Here is a 21470-nt window from a genome sequence, read left to right on the forward strand (position 1 = left end):
GAATTTTGAGAATGAAACATCAATTTTATGGAGAAAAACGACAGCGTTTTTCTTTCCGAAAGTTGTCCGTTGGGCTCGTTTCAGCGACTATTGGAAGCTTCTTTTTGAGTGGGCAAATGGCTGGGGGCTTGACTTCTGTGAAGGCAGCAGAAATTCAAAGTCAGCAGTCTGCTCAGGTAAAATACCACTACGTAGTGGAGTCTGAATTGACGGAGGCAGAGAAGAGTGCCTTGATCAGGGAGATTCCAAAGCATGTTGAGGATGCTTCAGAGACTTATTACTTAGTTTATCGTCCGACTACTCAAGCGGATTCGTCTGGAGTATTACCTAAAACAGGTCATTCCGGTCTTTGGGAATCAACTTTTACAGCGATGGGTCTTGCATTACTAGTGCTTGTAGTTGTTAGAGGCAGAAATGGGAAGAGGTATTTATCTTCGATCTTGTTGGTAACTGGAATGGGATCCATACTGCTATCTCCAACAGTCTTAGCAGTGACGAATATCGAGCTCGCTGCATATAATCAAAGTCTTAACTTGGGTCTTGGAGATGCACTTCCAGCGCCATTGAAAATTGACGGTTACGACTATATCGGTTATCTAAAGAATGAAGAACAAAATGATAGTCATTTAGCTCATTCTGCTCTGAAGGAAAATCCGACACTTGACTGGGAGAAAGAGAAGGGAAGTGAACTTAAACCGAGTGAAACAAATCTTGATATGAAAGAGATTGTTTCAGATAAGGGGGATGCTTTAACTGAGGAAGAAAGAGAAGCTATAGCTGCTAAGGAAAGAGAGTCTGCTCGTCTAAGCACCGTTTATGACTTGCCAGAACTAAAAATTAGTGAGCAGGAGTCAGTTCAAGAACTTCCTTATCAGACAAAATATCAATATACCGATGAATTGGCTCAAGGGCAATCAAAAGTTATACAAACAGGTGTTCGAGGTCAACGTACAGTAGTGACTCGCCATTTTCGTAAGGATCAAGAAATCGTAAAAAGCGAAATGATTTCTGATCAAGTGACGCTTGAACCTGTTTCTGAAATTATTTTAGTTGGAACAGCTCCAACTAACTCGATACCAAAAGAAACTCCAGTTCACGAAGTTCCGGAATTGTCAGAATATGGTACAACTCCTGAAACAGCGCCAGTTCATGAAATTCCGGAATTGACAGAATATGGCGCAACTCCTGAAACAGCACCAGTTCATGAAGTTCCAGAATTGTCAGAATATGGTACAAGTCCTGAGACAGTGCCAGTTCACGAAGTTCCAGAATTGACAGAATATGGCACAAATTCTGAGACAGCGCCAGTTCATGAAGTTCCAGAATTAACAGAATATGGTACAAGTTCTGATACGCCTCCAGTTCAAGATATTCCAGAACTGACGGAATATGGGACAAATCCTGATACAGCTCCTGTTCACGAAGTTCCAGAATTGGCAGAGTATGGCACCAGTTCTGATACAGCTCCAGTTCAAGAGATTCCAGAACTGACAGAATATGGGACAAATCCTGATACAGCTCCTATTCATGAGAATTCTGAGTTGGAATTGACTACAAATGATGAGGTTAGAATAGAAAAGATTGATTTTTCTATTGACGAGCAATATACAGATGAGATTCCAGAAGGAAGTCGTCAAATCACAACTCCAGGAGTCCAAGGTGAGCGTACGATTAAGACTCGTGTCTACAGTTCTAACGGTCAAGTTGTTGACCGTCAAGAACTTTCGAATGAAGAAACCATGGCTCCAGTAACGCAAATTGTCAAAGTTGGTACAGCTAAACCAACCATGGTACCGAGCGAAGCGCCGAAAACAGAGGCTCTGCCAGAGTATCCACTGACTTATACAGATGAAACGCGCGTTGAAAAAATCAACTTTAGCATTCGTGAAGAAGAAACGGATGAATTGGTTCGTGATGCCCGCCAAATCACAACTCCAGGAGTCCAAGGTGAGCGTACGATTAAGACTCGTGTCTACAGTTCCAATGGTCAAGTTGTTGACCGTCAAGAATTGTCTAATGAGGAAACCCTAGCTCCAGTAACGCAAATAGTCAAAGTCGGAACAGCTAAACCAACTATGGTACCGAACGAAGCACCAAAAGCAGACGCTCTTCCAGAGTATCCGTTGACATATACGGATGAAACCCGCATTGAGAAGATTGCGTTCAATATCGAGGAGCAATATACGGACGAGCTTGTTCGAGATGCTCGTCAAATCGTGACTCCGGGTGTCCAAGGCGAACGAACTATCAAGACTCGCGTCTACAGTTCCAATGGTCAAGAGGTTGATCGCCAAGAGTTGTCTAATGAGGAAACCCTAGCGCCCGTAACACAAATCGTCAAGGTCGGCACAGCTAAGCCAACCATGGTACCGAGTGAAGCGCCGAAAGCAGACGCTCTGCCAGAGTATCCGCTAACTTACACCGACGAAACGCGAGTTGAAAAAATCAACTTTAGTATTCGTGAAGAAGAAACCGATGAGCTTGTTCGTGATGCCCGTCAAATCGCCACTCCAGGAGTACAAGGCGAACGGACTATCAAGACTCGCATTTACAGTTCTAACGGTCAAGTTGTTGACCGTCAAGAATTGTCTAATGAGGAAACCTTGGCTCCAGTAACGCAAATTATCAAAGTCGGAACTGCTAAGCCAAATATGGTACCAAGTGATGCACCGAAAGCAGACGCTCTGCCAGAATATCCACTGACTTATACAGATGAAACGCGCGTAGAGAAAATAGCCTTTAATATCGAAGAGCAATATACGGATGAGCTTGTTCAAGATGCTCGTCAAATCGCAACTCCGGGTGTCCAAGGCGAACGAACTATCAAGACCCGTGTCTACAGTTCCAATGGTCAAGTTGTTGACCGTCAAGAACTTTCTAATGAAGAAACCTTGGCTCCAGTAACGCAAATTGTCAAAGTCGGGACGGCTAAACCAAGCATGGTGCCAAATGAAGCACCAAAAGCAGATATTCTGCCAGAATATCCGTTGACTTATACTGACGAAATTCGTGTAGAGAAAATAGCCTTCAACATCGAGGAGCAACATACGGACGAATTGGTTCAAGATGCCCGCCAGATCGCAACACCAGGTGTTGAGGGTGAGCGTACGATTAAGACTCGTGTCTACAGTTCCAATGGTCAGGAAATCGATCGCCAAGAATTGTCTAATGAGGAAACACTAGCTCCCGTAACGCAAATTGTCAAAGTCGGCACTGCTAAACCAACCATGATACCAAATGATGCTCCGAAAGCAGAGGCTCTGCCAGAGTATCCGCTAACTTATACCGACGAAACTCGGGTTGAGAAAATCAACTTTAGCATTCGTGAAGAAGAAACGGATGAGCTTGTTCGAAATGCTCGTCAAATAACAACTCCGGGTGTTCAAGGCGAACGTACCATTAAAACCCGAGTCTACAGTTCCAACGGTCAAGTTGTCGACCGCCAAGAGTTGTCTAACGAGGAAACTCTAGCTCCAGTAACACAAATCGTCAAAGTCGGCACTGCTAAACCAAGCATGGTACCGAACGAAGCACCAAAAGCAGAAGCTCTGCCAGAGTATCCCCTAACTTATACCGACGAAACTCGCGTAGAGAAGATTAACTTCACAATTCGTGAAGAAGAAACGGATGAATTGGTTCGAGATACCCGCCAAATTGCAACACCGGGTGTTCAGGGCGAGCGGACCATCAAGACCCGTGTCTACAGTTCCAATGGTCAAGAGGTTGACCGTCAAGAACTTTCGAATGAAGAAACCTTGGCTCCGGTAACACAAATCGTCAAAGTCGGCACTGCTAAACCAACTATGGTACCAAGTGATGCACCGAAAGCAGACGCTTTAGAGGAGTTCGATTTAATTTCACTACATAATCTCTTGGCAGAAGCGGATCAGATTAAAGCTCAGGCCCGTTATTTCAACGATAATCAGAGCCATCAAGCTAACTATGATGCTGCTTTGACGGCAGGTCAAGCGATTCTGAGCCAATCCCAAGCCAGCCAAGCAGAAGTCAACCAACTGGTGGAACAAATCAATCAAGCCAAGGCTCAATTAAGTGGTCTTGAAGTTGTTAAAACAGCTCTTCAGACTGAGTACGATTTAAATCCAACGGTTAAAACTTCGGTTAAATATAAGAATGCGGATTCAGATAAGCAGACAGCTTATACTGACGAATTGACCAAGGCAGACAAAGTTTTGAACAATCAAACTGCTACACAAGTACAGGTCAATCAAGTTCTTGCTAGCCTGACAGCAGCCAAAGAAGCTCTAAATGGAGTGCCTAAAGTCAAGCCGACTGTTTCGATTTTAAGTCTGACTGAGAATGTTGATGATAAGTCGGTGACGGTCCAATATAGATTGGAAGATCAGACCCAGTCCTTCCGTTCAGCGACTGCAGAATTGTACCAGGGAGACCAGCTGATTCGCACTCTTCCGATTACCAACTTTGCTGGCAGCTTGAAAATTGGCGACCTAGACTACTACACAGGCTACACTTTGAAAACCAAGTTGACTTATGAACTGGATAATGGTAGCTTTACTGAGTTTGAAACAGACAGTCGAAACTTTGAGTTAGAATACAAGAAGATTGCCTTCCGTGATATTGATTCCGTTGAGTTTTATCATAAAGAAAACGACCAATACAAGCGTTTTGTATCGATGAGCTCTATGCCTACGGATCTGTCTACTTACTTCGTCAAGATCAAATCAAGCGAATCCAAGGAAATTCTCCTACCAGTTCACAGCATTTCTGAAGCAGAGAAAGATGGCAAGGCAGTCTATAAGGTTAATGTAACCCTTCCTGAACTCGTCCAAGAAAGTGAAGCGGGCTACAAGTCTGGGCACGACTTCTACATCAGTAAGGTGGTCCCAAGTCAGCAAAACGTCTACACCAGCTTTGCTGGATTGGTAGACGCTATGAAGCGAAATATGGCAGGAAATTATGTTCTGGGAGCTGATTTGGATGCGAGCGAGGTCAACCTAGCTCCTGCGGATTATGTCTACCTCAAAGGGAACTTCACCGGTAGTCTGACAGGTAGTCAAAATGGCAAGCAATATGCCATTTATAATCTAGCCAAACCTTTATTTGAAAACCTCAAGAACGGATCTTCTATTACCAATATCGACTTTAAAGATGTGAATATCGAGGGTACCTATGACTCGGCTGCGCTGGCACGTAATGCGGAGAATGCGCGAATCACAGATGTTTCTGTTCAGGGGAGAGTATCGGTAGTAGGAAACGCCTCTAACGTAGCGGGTCTTGTAGTTAATGGAACCAATACGAAAATCACGAATAGTTCCTTTACGGGAACTATCCTATCTAACAGTCAACACATCAAAGCTTATAATGTAGGTGGTTTGGTTGCAAACCTTAAAGGAGGAGAATCTCTTCTTAGCCAAAGTAAAGCAGATGTAACGATTATTAGTGGTGCTCGATCAAATGAACAACGTATCGGTGGTTTGGTTGGACGTCTAGAAAACAACGCTCGAATTACCAAATCTTATGTGACAGGAAAACTATATAATTCAACCACTAACGGTCAAATCGGTGGAGTGGTCGGCTCGAACTACTTTAATGGTTTAGTTGATAATGTGATCAGTAATGTTAGCGGTACAAATGTTTACAGTATTTCTGGGGATCAGGGCTACAAAAACGACCGCATTACGCAAGCATATAAAGTTACCAAGAGTGAAACCTTGAAAAACGATCAGTTTGTTACTTCTACCATTACTCAAGAAGAAATGGAAGAAAAACTGACTGCTATGGACATAACAACTAGCCTAGATGACACGAATCTAAATATGCGTTTTGTCGACTATGGTGAGGTAAACAATGCTCAGTTCGACCGCGGATATTCTTATGCAAATATGGAGAAACTGCTTCCTTTCTACAATAAAGAAACCATTGTTTCGTTTGCGAACAAGATTCCGAAAGAGCATAAGTTGAACAAGGAGTACCTACTGGATGTTGTTCCGATGAAGGGTGACCAGGTTATCACTGATATCCATGGCAATAAAACAGCAATCAATCGTTTGATGCTGCACTACATGGACAATACTATTGACTACCTAGAAATATCTTATCAGGGAGATTTCGTCAACCAAGGTATTGCTGAGTATAGAATGAAGGGATTAGACCTTTTGTATACTCCAGAAGCCTTTGTATCAGATTATACTAGTATTCTAAATCAAGTCTTGCCAGAGCTAAACAAAGTCGTTCTTGATTCGCCAGCTATGCGAACAGCTCTCGGTGTAGCAGCAGATACTTCTTTAGATGAATTATACTTAGACACCGCATTTACGCAAGTGAAAAGCAAACTGTCAACAGAACTACGAAAAGTTCTGGCTATGGATAAGGCTATCAATACTGAAGGTGAAGTAGTTAAGGATTATCTTGTTAAGAAGATTCTTGCTGATAAGGAAGCTTTCCTATTAGGTTTGACTTACCTTAACCGATGGTACAATATCAACTATGACAACTTTAATGTTAAGGACTTGTCGGCTTACAAGTTGGATTTCTACGGTAAGAATGATGTTTCGACTTTAGATACAATCATTGCTTTAGGGAAATCAGGATTGGAGAATCTCAAGGCTAAAAATAACTATACAGCTTATGACAATTCGCTCTCTGAAGCAACTGGAAAACGAGGACTCTTCAATTACCTTGAAGGCTATCGTCAGCTCTTCCTACCATACAAGACCAATAATGAATGGCTCAAGACCAATACAAAAGCCTATATTGTTGAGGCTAAGTCCGATGTGCCAGAAGCGAGAAAGCTTCAGGACGCAGCCGAGGGCAAGAGCAAGTACTCTGTCGGTGTGTACGACAAGATTACTGCAGATAATTGGGAACACAAGGGCATGCTCCTGCCACTCTTGACCATGACGGAGAAGGGTGTCTATGCTATCTCTAATATGTCTACCCTCTCTATGGGAGCTTATGATCGTTACCGCCTGGATGCTAATAACAGGGTGCGCACAGACGCTGAGCTAGCTGAATATGTCGAAGACCGAGTGAGAAAAACAGCTGAATATCAGCGCGACCACTATGATTTCTGGTATAAGATTCTGAGTCCAGAAAGCAAGGACAAGCTCTTCCGTTCGGTTCTGGTTTATGATGGATTCTCATTGGTTGACAAGAATGGTCAAAGATATTGGGCTCCAGCTAATGACAAAAAATCACAGGCTATGCAGGAATTCTTTGGACCAGCTGGCAAGTGGTATCCAAGCAAGGGCTATAATGCCTATGCTACGGGTAGTGTAACTCACTTTGATGCTGCTAAATTGTTGGAAGACTATGGAAACTCTGTCTACACCCATGAAATGACCCATAACTCTGACGGTGCTATTTACTTTGAAGGTTATGGTCGTCGTGAGGGCTTGGGTGCGGAACTCTATGCTCGCGGACTCTTGCAGTCTTCACCGAGCGCAGATGAACCAACCATTACGCTCAATACTCTCTTCAAGGTGGATAAGGATTCTAAGACACGTATGCATACCTATAATTTCAAGGAACGTGTTCAAAATGAAGCAGACCTACAACACTATGTCCATGGTATGTTTGACATGATTTACACTTTGGACTATCTAGAAGGTACTTCTATGCTGAAGCAGAGTGATGCTGCCAAGTTACAGTGGTTCAGGAAGATGGAGAATTACTATATTACAGATAAGTATGGCAAGGAGACCCACGCAGGTAACCAGACGCGAAGCTTCACAGCTGAGGAAATCAAGCAGCTGAAGACCTTTGACTCTCTGATTGAAAATGATGTGATCACTCGTCGGGAGAATAAGGAAAGTGGGAAATATGGTCGAAATGGCTACCTCAGTCTCAGCCTCTTCTCACCAATTTACTCAGCCTTGAGCAATCCAAATGGAGCACCTGGTGACGTTATGTTCCGTCGCACAGCCTATGAATTACTGGCAGCCAAGGGCTATCATGACGGATTTGTCCCTTATGTTTCTGGTCAGTACTCTCAGGAAGCTTTCGATGAAGGGAAGAAAACGTGGGACGGATGGTCTGGAAGAGATGTCGGTCTCGTGACGGACCAGAAAGTCTTGGAAAATGTATTTAAAGGTGAATACACCTCTTGGGCAGCCTTCAAGAAGGCTATGTACCAAGAGCGGATTGATAAGCTAACCAAGCTCAAACCAATCACTATTGAGTACGAACTCAGAAATCCAAATAGTACCAAGAAAGTAACCATTCGTTCTTATGCAGAGATGCAGCAGTTGATGGATGCAGCAGTAGCAGAGGATGTACGCAACATTTCCAATGCTACTAACCGTGTCGAAGCTAGCTGGGTCAACCTGCTCAAGAAGAAGATTTACAACGCTTATCTTCGTGAGACAGACGACTTCAGACAGTCTATTTTCAAGAAATAAGGAAACGATTCTGTTTGATTAAAATTTGAAAAATTCCTAGGTTTAAGGCTACCTAGGAATTTTTCTGTGGTTTCTCCATGATCTTGTTTGTGCATTCAAGACCTGATAAGATAAGAATTTTGAAAGCGCAAATGAACTGAAAAAATTAGCAGTTTTTTGTGGCTATTATTTATAGCAAATAAATTGAATAATCTAGTAAATTTCGGTAGAATAGAGGGGATTCAAATCATGATGAAGGAAAGATTAGGAATGAAAAGAAGTTATTTAGGAGAAAAGCACCAGCGTTTTTCATTGAGAAAAGTTTCGGTTGGTCTAGTTTCTGCTCTGGTAGGGGTTTTCTACCTTTTTAGTGGAGGAGGTTCTCTTGCTAGTGTAGCAGCCAGTGAACAGACGCCATCCGTCACAAAACAGATTCACTATAAGTACGTGACAGAGAGTGAACTCACGGACCAAGAAAAGCAGTTGGTAGTCAAAGAATTGCCACAGTTTGCTGAGGAAACAGATGATACTTACTATTTGATTTATCGTCCGACGAGACAGCTGCCTGCAACTGGTCACAGCCAACTCTTTAGCTCAATTGCAGCGGGGGCAGGTATTGTACTACTGGTCGTAGCGATTAAACTGGGCAGAGATGATCGCAAAAAGCTAGCTTCTTTCATGCTCTTGACCAGTCTAGGAAGTCAGCTGATCGCGCCAACTTCCTTGGCTTTGACAAATCAAATGCTGGCAGACTATAATCAGGAATTGACTGTACAGGTCGGGGAAACATTGCAATCCCCACTTACGATTGAAGGCTACCAATATGTAGGGTATTTGAAATCTCAAAAAGAAGTAAACTCTCCACTTGATGGCAAGAAAGAGTTGAATCATTCGGCTCCTATTGATACTCCAGTTCAAACTTCAAACGGAAGTCAAGCGCAGGAAGAGTATCGTGCTCAGAAACCAAGTGAAGCTCCTGTCTTTGAACAACCAGAGTTAAAGGTTGAGAGTAAAGATACGAGTCGTACAGAGATCATTCCTTTCCAAGTAGAGGAAGTAGAAGCAGCTGATTTGCCACAAGGTCAAACTGAGGTGATTCAGGCAGGGAAAAATGGTAGTCGTACCATTGTGACCCGCAGCTACATTTTAAATGGTCAGGTGATCCATACAGAGGAGGTTTCCAATCAGGTAACGACTGAGCCTACTTCTGAGATTAGAAAAGTCGGAAGCAAGGTCCTTTCTCCTACAAAACCAAGCCCAGAGGAGTCCGTTAGTGAAAAACCAACAGATGCTCCTGTAAATGAAGTTCCAAGCTTAAAAGTTGAAGAAAAAGATGTTACCACGACGGTAGCAGAACCCTACACTCGAGAACGAGTAGAGAGTGATAGCTTGCCAGTTGGCCAGACCAAGATAACCCAAGCTGGTCAAGATGGAGTGCGTACAATCGTCACCCGTCAGTACATGGTAGATGGAAAAGTAGAGAGAAGCCAGGAAATCTCTAACGAAGTTACAACTCCTGCAGTATCAGAAATCGTAACAGTTGGAACAGGTCCTGTTAGCGAGAAACCAACAGACGCTCCAATAAATGAAGTTCCAAGCTTAAACGTTGAAGAAAAGGACGTTACTACGACGGTAGCAGAACCCTACACTCGAGAACGAGTAGAGAGTGATAGCTTGCCAGTTGGCCAGACCAAGATAACCCAAGCTGGTCAAGATGGAGTGCGTACAATCGTCACCCGTCAGTACATGGTAGATGGAAAAGTAGAGAGAAGCCAGGAAATCTCCAACGAAGTGACGACTCCAGCGGTCTCAGAGATCGTAACAGTTGGAACACGCCCTGTTAGCGAGAAACCAACAGACGCTCCTGTAAATGAAGTTCCAAGCTTAAACGTTGAAGAAAAGGACGTTACCACAACAGTGGCCGAACCCTATCCAACTAAGGAAGTGGAAAGTGCAGACCTGCCTTTGGGACAAAGGGAAGTTAGCCAAGCTGGTCAAGATGGCGTGCGTACGATTGTGACTCGTCAGTATTTAGTAGATGGAAAAGTCGAAAATACAGAGGAAATCTCTAACACTATCACAAAAGAAGCAGTTCCTCAGATTATCAAAGTCGGTACAAAACCAATTTCTACAAATGCGGATCACGCTCCTGTGGAACCAGAAAAAGGAACCCTCGACCTCGAACCCTTGCACCAATTAGTGGAAGAGGCCGATAGCATCCAGAAAACGCATCAGTATTTCAATGATACCACTGCAGATCAAGAGTCTTATAAACAGGCAGTCGCAAATGCCCAAGCTCTCTTTGAGGCATCTCATGCCAGTCAAGAACAGGTTGATTCCTTGAAAAATGCCCTTGAAACTGCTAAGAATAATCTAGACGGTCAACCTGTTGATAAGAAAACTCTTGGTGTTGAATTTGACATGAAGGATGTGACTCAGTCTACAGTTGCTTACCAGTATGCTGATGAACAAGCCAAACTCCGCTATCGTCGTGCTCTAGATCAGGCCAAGCTCGTTTTGGACAATCCTTTCGCCAATCAAGCCTTGGTCGATCAAGTTCGGACGGATCTCGAGGCAGCTCGTCAAGCTCTGGATGGAGTCAAGAGAAAACCAACCCTCTCTCTAGTCCGTGTCGAGAAGGGAGAAGACAAACGCCAAGTTTCTCTTAGCTATCACTTGACGGATGCTACAGCTAGCTATCAATCAGCCAAAGTGCAGCTATACAAGGGTGAAACGTTAATTAAGGAAGTCGACCTTGTGGACCTCGCTCAAAAATTGACACTTGGTGACTTGGACTACTATACTCCTTATACCCTCAAAACTGTCATGAAATATGACCTGGGTCAAGGGGAACAAACTAGTATAGAGGATCAACGCCCAGTTCAGCTAGATTATAAGAAGGTTGAAATCAAAGACATCGATCGCATCGAGCTGTACGGTAAAGATGGCAGTCACTACCGACGTTACCTATCTCTGTCGGAAGTGCCGTCTGATTTGGACAACTACTATGTCCGCATTCAGTCAGACAAGTTCAAGGACATGCTCTTACCTGTTTCTAAGATTACAGACAAGGGCAATGCCTACTCCGTAACAGTATCAGCCAATCAACTCGTCGAGGGAGAAGGGGACCGTTATCGTCCAGATTACTCTTTTGAACTGCCGAAAACGCCTCTTAGTCAAGAAGGAGTCTATACGTCCTTCAAAACGCTCATAGAGGCTATGAAGTCAAACCCGACTGGAAACTTCAAACTAGGAGCGAATGTTTCAGCAGATGAGATTCAGTTGGAACAGTCTGCGACAAGCTATGTACCAGAAGAATTTTCAGGTAGCCTAACTAGCCGAGTGGATGGAAAAGATTATACCATCTACAACTTGGAAAAACCACTCTTTGCAACCTTGAAAAATGCCACCATCCAGCAACTGACCTTGAAATCGGCTGCAGTTACAGGCAAGGATTCTATAGGGTCCTTGGCTAGCAATGCTCAAAATGCAACGATTACGGATGTTTCTGTAAGTGGTAGTCTATCTGGGAACAAGCATATCGGTGGACTCGTAGGAGTTGCCCAAAACACAAAACTAACCAATGTTGCCTTTAAAGGGTCCATCACCAGCACCCAAGATGGGGGGCAGGAGTACAATATTGGTGGCCTGGTCGGTAATTTCCATGGCAACCAATCACTGGCGCAGAAGAGTCAGGCGGATGTATCTATCCAAGTAACGGGTCGAAATGGAGACCAGCGTGTTGGAGGATTGATCGGTCGTTTGCAGAATGGAGCTAGATTAGAAACTTCTTATGTGTCTGGTTCTATCCAAAATTCAGGCCATTCTGGCCAAGTCGGTGGAGCGATCGGGTCTACTTGGAACAATGGACAGGTCCGAAATGTCTTGACAGGTGTCAAAGTTCAAAATGGGCATGCCATGACAGGAGATCCTTATCCTGAGGCTTCTGTTCGGGACTCTTATGTTCTTGAAGGAACTACAGCAAATCGAAAAGATGAACGTTTTGTCCGTTCTATTTCAGAGGCCGATGCGCAAGCCAAACGTCAGTCCTTTGGAATCACTTCAAACTTGACGGACCAGGAGCCATTGCAGCAAGCTTACCAGCATCAGACAGACTATAGTCGAGTGAGGGGAGCTCAGGAGTCCAGAAAGCAAGCCTATGAAAATGTAGAAAAACTATTACCATTCTACAACAAAGACTTCATCGTTCATACAGCCAACCAATTAGCTGAAGATGATAAACTCAACAAAGTAGCCCTGTTAGATGTGGTTCCGATGAAAGATGGGACACTGATAACGGATGTCAACAGCCATAAGGGTGAAATCAATAGACTGATGCTGCATTATGCAGATAAGACCATTGCTTATCTTGATCTGACCTACAAGGGTGATTTTGCCAATGGCCAGATTGCTGAATATAGCATCGCTGATAAGAATTTACTCTATACACCAGAAGCCTTCCTATCTGACTACCAATCCATTAAAGAGAGTGTCTTGGATGAACTCAAAGTTGTGACCTATGACTCAGCTACTGTTCGTAAGGTCCTTGGAATTGGTGAAACAGCTTCCTTGGATGATCTTTATCTGGAAAAAGCCTTTGAACAAACCAAGGCTGAACTAGGTCAGGAACTCCTCAAGGTGCTTTCAGTTGACAAGTCGATCAACACCCTAGGCCCTGCTGTAGCGGATGCGATTAGCCAAAAGATTCTGAAGAACAAAGAGGCCTTTATGCTTGGTCTGACCTATCTCAATCGTTGGTACAATGTCAACTATGGAACTTTCAACACCAAGGACCTTAATGCCTATAAGTTTGATTTCTTCGGCAATCAAGCAGCTTCGACACTTGATACCATCATTGCTCTCGGTAACTCTGGAATGGGCAATCTTCGAGCACAAAATAACTTCAATACTTACCGACAATCTCTAGCCAAGGAAAAAGGCAAAGGGGACCTCTTTGCTTACCTAGAAAGTCTGCGTGAACTCTTCTTGCCACACAAAACCAATAGTGAATGGTTTAAGGAAAATACCAAGGCTTATATCGTAGAGGCTCGTTCAAGCCTGTCAGAAATTCAGGCTAAGCAGGACAATGCAGATCGTAAGAGTAAGTATACAATCAAGGTCTACGACAGACTGACTCAGGGAGATTGGGGCTTCAAGCAAATGGTCCTCCAACTTCTGACCTTACCTGAAAGAGATGTCTTTATCATCAGCAATATGTCGACCATTGCCTTTGGTAGCTTTGGAAGCTACAGGAAAGAAGGTGGCAGAGTTCTCTCAGGCGAGGAACTCCATCGACATGTTGAAAAACTTGTGGATCAATCAGCTGAATGGCAACGAAACCACTATGATATGTGGTACAACATTCTAAGTCCAAACAGGAAAGACACTCTATTCAGACGGGTGATTGTTACAGACGGTTTCTTTCTTTATAATGATAAAGGCCAGCAATATTGGGCTCCGCGTAATGATAAGACCTCTGTTGCTATGTACAATTTCTTTGGTCCTGCTGGCAAGTATCACGGAGACAATGGACTAGGAGCCTTTGCCAATGGTTATGAAGTCTTCTACGTCTATGACCAGATGCTGGGAGCTTCTGGAACCATGGTCTATACCCATGAAATGACCCACAACTCGGATGGTTCTATCTATTTTGAAGGACATGGTCGTCGTGAGGGTGAAGGACCTGAGAGTTTTGCTACAGGAATGTTAGAGTCTGTAACCAATGTTAGCGAAAAAGGTCTCGTCCTCAATAGCTTCTATCAGGGAGATAAAGATTCGACCACACGTTACCATACCTATGATCCTGTTGCTCGATTCTCCTCAGCAGATGCTCTTCGCGACTACATGCATGGAGTTTTTGACGTACTGAACCTTCTGGATTATGTTGAAGGGGATGTTGTTACTGGTGTTCTAACTGATCAACAGAAAATGAAATGGTACCGTAAGGCTGAAAATTATAACTTTGAAAAAACTTCTTATGGTAAACAAGCCCACGCTGATGATCGAATTGTCCCTATAACTGCCGAAGAAGCAGCCAAACTAAAATCTGTCGATGCTCTGGTTGATCATAATATCATTGGTCGTCGCGATGGTTGGGATAGAGCTAGCTTTGGACGAAATGGCTACTATGTCATCAATATGTTTGCTTCCTTCTATGCAGCTCTGGACAATCCAACTGGTGCTCCTGGAGGGCTTATGTTCCGCCGTAGAGCCTATGAATTGCTCGGAGACAAGGGTTACCAGCAAGGATTTGTCCCATATGTCTCTGGCCAATACTCTGGCCAAGCGCTTAAAGAAGGTAATAAGACCTACTCAATCTGGACCAGAGGAGATATCGGAGTAGTTGGAGATGATCTGGTTTTCAAAAATCTCTATGGTAGCCAGTATGAATCATGGAAGGATTTGAAGAAAGCTATGTTGAAAGAGCGATACGACAAGGCGCAAAAATTCCTTCGACCAATCACCATCGAGTTTGAAGCCGGGAAACTAGATAGCAAACGACAAATTACGATTTCTTCTTATGAGGAATTGCAAGATTATATGTACTTAGCAGTACTAGCGGATGCTTCAGCTAAGAACATCGATCGTGCCTTATCAGACAGTTCTAAGAGCAGTGTCGCCCAACTCAAGTATCGTATTTTCAATGCTTATCTACGTGCTACAGACGATTTCAGACAGTCTATCTTTGAAAGATAGACACGAATAAAGAAGATCCAAGTGATCTTCTTTTTTCTATGAAAATTACTAGCTTACTACTAAAAACGAATGGACTTCCAAACCAATCCGGAGATTTTTTAATTTCCTTCTTAGCTTGTTCAGATAGGAAATTGAAATCATTCATCATCTAGTATACTCGTTTTGAAATTTCTTTTGTTTTTCATGAAAATATGGTAAAATGATAGTTGTAAAAATTTTTTAAGGAGATTCGGATGAAAACAAAAGCACTTGCTCGTGTAAATGCGATTTTTGGTCTTATTTCAGGTATCGTCTTACTGTTGGCACCTCTTGTTATGTTTATGATAGCTGTCGGGGCTGCTGCGGCGACGGAAGACTCTGATGCAACAGTTGGTATATTGACGATTTTTTCAATCATTTTGGCATTGGTAAAAATTGCTGTCTTGGTTTTAGGAATTGTGTCTATTGTCTATTACAAGGACGATGAGCGTGTGACGCCTGCACCGTCTGTTTTGTTTATCGTGGGTGGTTCTGTTGGATTGATCCCATTCTTGGGATGGGTAGGAGGAATTCTGACAATCATTGGTGGATCCCTCTACTTTGGACTTTTGAAAAAATTCGATGTTCAAGAATAATGACTTTTTGTTAGGAATATTTTTAGATAAGAGAAGGCGATTAGCCTTCTTTTTTCTTACCAAGTAAGGGGTAAACCTGACAGGATAAATAAACTTTTTAATTCGTAAAATCTAAAGTATTCATTTGAGACAAGGAAGTATTTTTATAGTATAATGGTGGATGTGAAATACCTATATCAAAATATAATACTAGTTATTTTCTTGATAGAGGTTGAAAAGTTGAGAGGATATAGAATGAAAAAGATTTTTGGAGAGAAGCAGCATCGTTTCTCCTTACGAAAATTAGCAATTGGACTTGTGTCAGCTTCGATTTCAAGCCTATTTTTTGTGTCCATTGCGAGCAGTGGAACTGTATTTGCTCAAGAAAATGTAGCTGTTCACTACAAATATGTGACGGATACAGAGCTAAGTAGTCAAGAGAAGGACTTGATTGTAAAGGACATTCCTAAAATTGCGGAAGATAGTGAGAGCACCTATTATCTAGTCTACCGTATGGATGAGAAAGCCCAGCTAGGTCAGTTGCCCAATACAGGTGGGCAGAATAGCCTTACTAGCGTTTTATCAGGTGGAGTCCTGGCTTCGATTGGTCTCCTTATTTTTGTCGTATCGAAAAAGAAAGGCAAAAAGAAAGCTCTCTTGAAAGTTGTCTTGATAACAGGGATGGGCAGTGGTTTGGCTTCTTCAGTTCAGGCTATTGAAAATCAACTTTTGCTCCAATACAATCAGGAATACCAATTATCCCAAGGAGATAGTCTGCCTTTGCCACGTGCCTTATCGGGTTATACTTATCTAGGCTATATTAAGCAAGACAAAGAGATTAATCAGCAAGAAACTGTTGCTAGGGATCAGAAACTTGACTATACGGTTCAACCTCATTTCCAGAGCAATGAGGGTGGGCAAAAGGCAGGAGATGAGCAGAAAGCTCCGTCTCCTACACTCCCTGCTGAAAAACCAATCCCTTCTCAAGATTCATCCAATCAAAATCCGTCTGGTCTTGCTAGTGTGGATCCTCAGGATGAAGTCTTGGCTGGTCGCGGGAATAAACCAGAGCTCCTATACAAGGACCAAGAAATTGTAACCAAATTAGATGTTTCAGAAGTGGTTCAAGAAAATCCAGATCTAGCAGAGGGAACCATCCATGTCAAACAAGAAGGTCGTGCTGGGAAGAAGATTGAACTTGTTCGCATTTTCACGGTTGAAAACCAAGAAATTTCTAGGGAAGTGCTCTCAACTAAAGTAGAAGAAGCCTTGCCACGTATAGTAGAGAAAGGGACTAAGAAGGCAGTAGCTGCAAGTGAAGCACCTCAGTCTGCAAGAAAAGGAGAGCCTGAGACTCAGGCTCCATTACCAGAATATACAGGCGAGCAAGCGGGAGCGGTTGTAGCCCCAGAAACAGCTGAAAGACCAGAATATACAGGCACCCAAGCAAGAGCAGTCGTTGAACCCGAGCAAGTCGCTCCACTACCTGAGTATCAGGGAACTCAAGCTGGTGCCATCGTTGAACCGGAAAAAGTTGAGCCAGAGGTTGGGGGTGTCCAGTCAGGAGCTTTGGTGGAACCAGAAACAGCTGAGAAACCAGCCTATACAGGCGAGCAGTCTGGAGCAATCGTAGAGCCTGAACAGGTGCCACCAACACCAGAATATACAGGAACTCAAGCGGGAGCGATTGTAGCTCCTGAAACAGCTGAAAAACCAGAGTATACAGGCACTCAATCAGGTGCGATTGTGGAACCTGAGACTCAATCTTCCTTACCAGAATATAAAGGTGAGCAAGCAGGAGCCATCGTTGAACCGGAACAAGTCGCTCCTCTTCCAGAATATACTGGCAATACCGAGCAAGTAAAACCGGAAACTCCGACAGAAAAACCAAAAGAAAAAGACCCAGAGAAGACGCTTGAGCTAAGAAACGTTTCGGATCTGGAGTTGTATAGTCAGACCAATGGTACTTACAAACAACACGTTTCTTTAGACGGTGTCCCAAGTAATCCAGACACTTACTTTGTCAAGGTTAAATCTTCGTCGTTTAAAGATGTCTATCTACCAGTCACTTCAATAACGGCAGAAACGAAAGATGGTCAGCCAGTTTATAAAATCACAGCCAAGGCTGAGAAACTCCAGCAAGAGCTAGAAAATAAATATGTTGATAATTTCACCTTTTACCTAGCTAAGAAGGCAACAGAGGAAACGACAACCTTTACTTCCTTTAGCAACCTAGTCAAAGCTATCAACCAGAATCTCTCTGGAACTTATCATTTAGCAGCTAGTTTGAATGCCAATGAAGTAGAACTGGGACCTGATGATAGATCGTACATCAAGGGCACCTTTACTGGTCAGTTGATCGGTGAAAAAGATGGCAAGCAGTATGCTATTTACAACTTGAAAAAACCACTGTTTGAAACTTTGAATGGCGCCACAGTAGAAAAATTGAGTCTGAAAAATGTCACCATTTCTGGGAAGGATGATATCGGTTCACTAGCATATAAAGCTCAGAATGGCACAAAGATTAAGCAAGTTCACGTTGATGGTGTTCTCTCCGGTGAACATGGTATCGGTGGTTTGCTAGCTAAGGCTGATCAATCAAGCATCACAGAGAGCAGTTTCAAGGGAAGAATTATCAACACGTATGAGACGACTGCTGCCTACAATATCGGTGGTCTGGTCGGTCATTTGACAGGAAACAGGGCTTTGCTGACGAAGTCAAAAGCGACAGTAGCCATTTCGTCCAACACAAATAGTTCAGATCAGACAGTGGGTGGTCTTGCAGGTCTAGTAGATCAGGATGCACAAATCCAAGATAGCTATGCTGAAGGCGATATTAACAATGCCAAGCACTTTGGTAGAGTCGCGGGAGTAGCAGGCTATTTGTGGGATCGAAAAACTAATGAGGAACAGCATGCTGGAAGATTGACCAATGTTCTCAGTGATGTCAATGTAACCAACGGAAATGCCATTACCGGCTACCACTACAATGGAATGAAGGTGAAGGACACATTCAGCAGCAAGGCCAACAGAGTCTACAATGTCACCTTGGTCAAGGATGAGGTCGTCAGCAAGGAATCCTTTGAAGAAAGAGGAACAATGCTGGATGCTTCCCAAATCGAAAGCAAAAAAGCAGCCATCAATCCTCTCACTCTACCAACAGTGGAGCCCCTTTCAACAAGTGGTAGTAAAGAAAGTGATTTTTCTAAGGTGGCCCATTATCAAGCTAAGCGCGCTTTAGCTTATAAAAATATTGAAAAATTGCTACCTTTCTACAACAAAGCAACCATCGTCAAATATGGAAACTTGGTCAATGAGAACAGTCTGCTATATCAAAAAGAACTCTTGTCAGTAGTCATGATGAAGGATAACCAAGTCATCACAGACATTGTTTCTAACAAAGAGACTGCAAACAAACTCTTGCTGCACTACAAGGACCATTCATCTGAGAAGATCGATCTCAAGTACCAGGCTGATTTCGCCAAATTAGCGGAATATAGTCTAGGAGATACTGGCCTTCTTTACACACCGAATCAATTCTTGTACGACCAAAGCTCTATCATCAAACAAGTCTTACCTGAATTGCAGCAGGTGGACTACCATTCAGAAGGCATCAGAAAGACACTCGGTATTTCTCCAAAAGTCGAGCAGACTGAGCTCTATCTTGAAGACCAGTTCGCCAAAACAAAGGAACATCTGGAAGATAGTTTGAAGAAACTCTTGTCAGCAGATGCTGGACTTGCTGGCGATAACCCAGTTACCAAGGGCTATCTTGTAGATAAAATCAAGCACAACAAAGAAGCCTTGCTACTTGGTTTGACATATCTGGAGCGTTGGTACAACTTCAGCTATGGTCGAGTAAACGTCAAAGACCTGGTTCTGTACCATCTGGACTTCTTTGGTAAGGGGAATGCTTCACCACTGGACACTCTGATTGAGTTAGGTAAATCTGGCTTTAACAATCTTCTAGCTAAGAATAATGTCGATACTTATGGTATCAGTCTTGCCAGTCAACATGGAACGACAGATTTGTTTAGCACTTTAGAACATTACCGAAAAGTCTTTCTACCAGAGAAAAGCAACAATGACTGGTTTAAATCAGAGACTAAGGCTTATATCGTCGAAGAAAAATCTAATATTGAAGAAGTCAGAACTAAGCAGGGACTAGCTGGCACCAAGTACTCTATCAGTGTCTATGATCGCATCACGAGTGCCACATGGAAATACCGCAATATGGTCTTGCCGCTCCTAACCTTGCCAGAGAAATCAGTATTTGTCATCTCGACCATGTCTAGTCTAGGATTTGGAGCCTATGATCGCTACCGCAATAGCGAGCATAAAGCGGGCAAGGCTCTCAATGATTTTGTAGAAGAAAATGCGCGTGAAACAGCCAAACGTCAGCGAGATCACTACGATTATTGGTATCGTATTTTAGATAATGAGGGACGTGAAAAACTCTATCGTACGATTCTCCTTTATGATGCCTATAAGTTTGGGGATGACACAACCTCTGGAAAAGCCACAGTGGAGGCTAAGTTTGATAGTTCCAATCCTGCCATGAAGAACTTCTTTGGCCCAGTTGGCAATAAGGTAGTACACAACCAGCATGGAGCCTACGCTACAGGGGATGGCGTCTACTATATGTCTTACCGTATGCTGGACAAGGATGGAGCCGTTACATATACCCATGAGATGACCCATGATTCGGATCAGGATATTTACCTTGGCGGCTATGGTCGAAGAAGCGGCTTGGGACCAGAGTTCTTTGCAAAAGGCTTATTGCAAGCGCCTGACCAACCGAGTGACGCAACCCTTACCATCAATTCTATCTTGAGACACTCAAAATCAGATAGTGCAGAGGGTTCCCGTTTGCAAGTCTTGGATCCGACAGAAAGATTCCAAAACGCAGCAGATCTTCAGAACTATGTCCATAACATGTTTGACCTCATCTACATGCTGGAATATCTCGAAGGGCAGTCAATTGTTAACAAACTGAATGTTTACCAGAAAATGGCGGCTCTCAGAAAGATTGAGAACAAGTATGTGAAAGATCCAGCAGATGGAAATGAGGTTTATGCCACTAACGTAGTCAAAGAATTGACAGAAGCAGAGGCTCGAAACCTGAATAGTTTTGAAAGTTTGATTGACCATAACATCTTGTCATCTCGTGAGTACCAGTCTGGTGACTATGAACGAAATGGATACTATACGATCAAACTCTTTGCCCCAATCTTTTCTGCTCTCAGCAGTGAGAAAGGCACGCCAGGGGACCTTATGGGACGCCGGATCGCTTACGAACTTTTGGCTGCCAAAGGCTTTAAGGATGGAATGGTACCTTATATCTCCAACCAATACGAAGAAGTTGCCAAACAAAAAGGTAAAACCATCAATCTCTATGGTAAAGAACGCGGATTGGTGACAGATGATCTTGTTTTGGACAAGGTATTTGAAGGCAAGTATGCATCTTGGGCAGATTTCAAGAAAGCCATGTACAAAGAACGTGTGGATCAGTTTAAAAACTTGAAACAAGTGACCTTTAAAGATCCGACAAAACCATGGCCAAACTATACGACAGAGACCATCAATCAAGTGAGTGAATTGCAAGCCCTCATGGACCAAGCTGTGCTACAGGATGCAGTGGCTCCTCGTTGGAGTGACTATAAGCCAGAGATTGACAGTGCCGTTCATAAGTTGAAGAGAGCAATCTTTAAAGCCTATCTTGACCAAACAAACGATTTCAGAACCTCTATTTTTAAGAAATAAGGGTTGGAAAATGAAAAGGGAGGATCGACAGATCTTCTCTTTTTATGTCCGGCTGTCTGAA

Annotated in this window: 4 protein-coding genes; all 4 read left to right on the top strand. The window is 43.2% G+C overall.

All coding sequences use genetic code 11. The features are described from left to right. Positions 1-11: 11 nt before the first annotated feature. The 4 genes from MK385_RS00610 to MK385_RS00625 all read left to right on the top strand — a co-directional run bounded on the left by MK385_RS00610 (position 12) and on the right by MK385_RS00625 (position 21409). Positions 12-8378: a ZmpA/ZmpB/ZmpC family metallo-endopeptidase gene (locus MK385_RS00610; RefSeq protein ID WP_268724983.1), complete on the top strand. Its 8367-nt coding sequence runs from the start codon at positions 12-14 to the stop codon at positions 8376-8378. 249 nt (positions 8379-8627) lie between these two features. Continuing rightward, the gene (locus tag MK385_RS00615; RefSeq protein ID WP_268724984.1) at positions 8628-15053 is read left to right on the top strand and encodes a ZmpA/ZmpB/ZmpC family metallo-endopeptidase; all 6426 of its coding nucleotides are present in this window, start codon (positions 8628-8630) and stop codon (positions 15051-15053) included. Positions 15054-15286: 233 nt separating this feature from the next. Further along, positions 15287-15667 carry a hypothetical protein gene (locus MK385_RS00620; protein ID WP_125457339.1) on the top strand — a complete coding sequence of 127 codons (381 nt, stop codon included), beginning with the start codon at positions 15287-15289 and terminating at the stop codon, positions 15665-15667. 234 nt (positions 15668-15901) lie between these two features. After that, the gene (locus MK385_RS00625) at positions 15902-21409 is read left to right on the top strand and encodes a ZmpA/ZmpB/ZmpC family metallo-endopeptidase (protein ID WP_268724985.1); all 5508 of its coding nucleotides are present in this window, start codon (positions 15902-15904) and stop codon (positions 21407-21409) included. The last annotated feature ends 61 nt before the right edge of the window (positions 21410-21470 follow it).

Source organism: Streptococcus oralis, from assembly GCF_026782125.1.
Taxonomy (GTDB): domain Bacteria; phylum Bacillota; class Bacilli; order Lactobacillales; family Streptococcaceae; genus Streptococcus; species Streptococcus oralis_CE.

Bases quoted from the DNA above. Each gene is read 5' to 3' on its own strand.
- MK385_RS00610 (WP_268724983.1), top strand. From the start codon at position 12: ATGAAACATCAATTTTATGGAGAAAAACGACAGCGTTTTTCTTTCCGA.
- MK385_RS00615 (WP_268724984.1), top strand. From the start codon at position 8,628: ATGAAAAGAAGTTATTTAGGAGAAAAGCACCAGCGTTTTTCATTGAGA.
- MK385_RS00620 (WP_125457339.1), top strand. From the start codon at position 15,287: ATGAAAACAAAAGCACTTGCTCGTGTAAATGCGATTTTTGGTCTTATT.
- MK385_RS00625 (WP_268724985.1), top strand. From the start codon at position 15,902: ATGAAAAAGATTTTTGGAGAGAAGCAGCATCGTTTCTCCTTACGAAAA.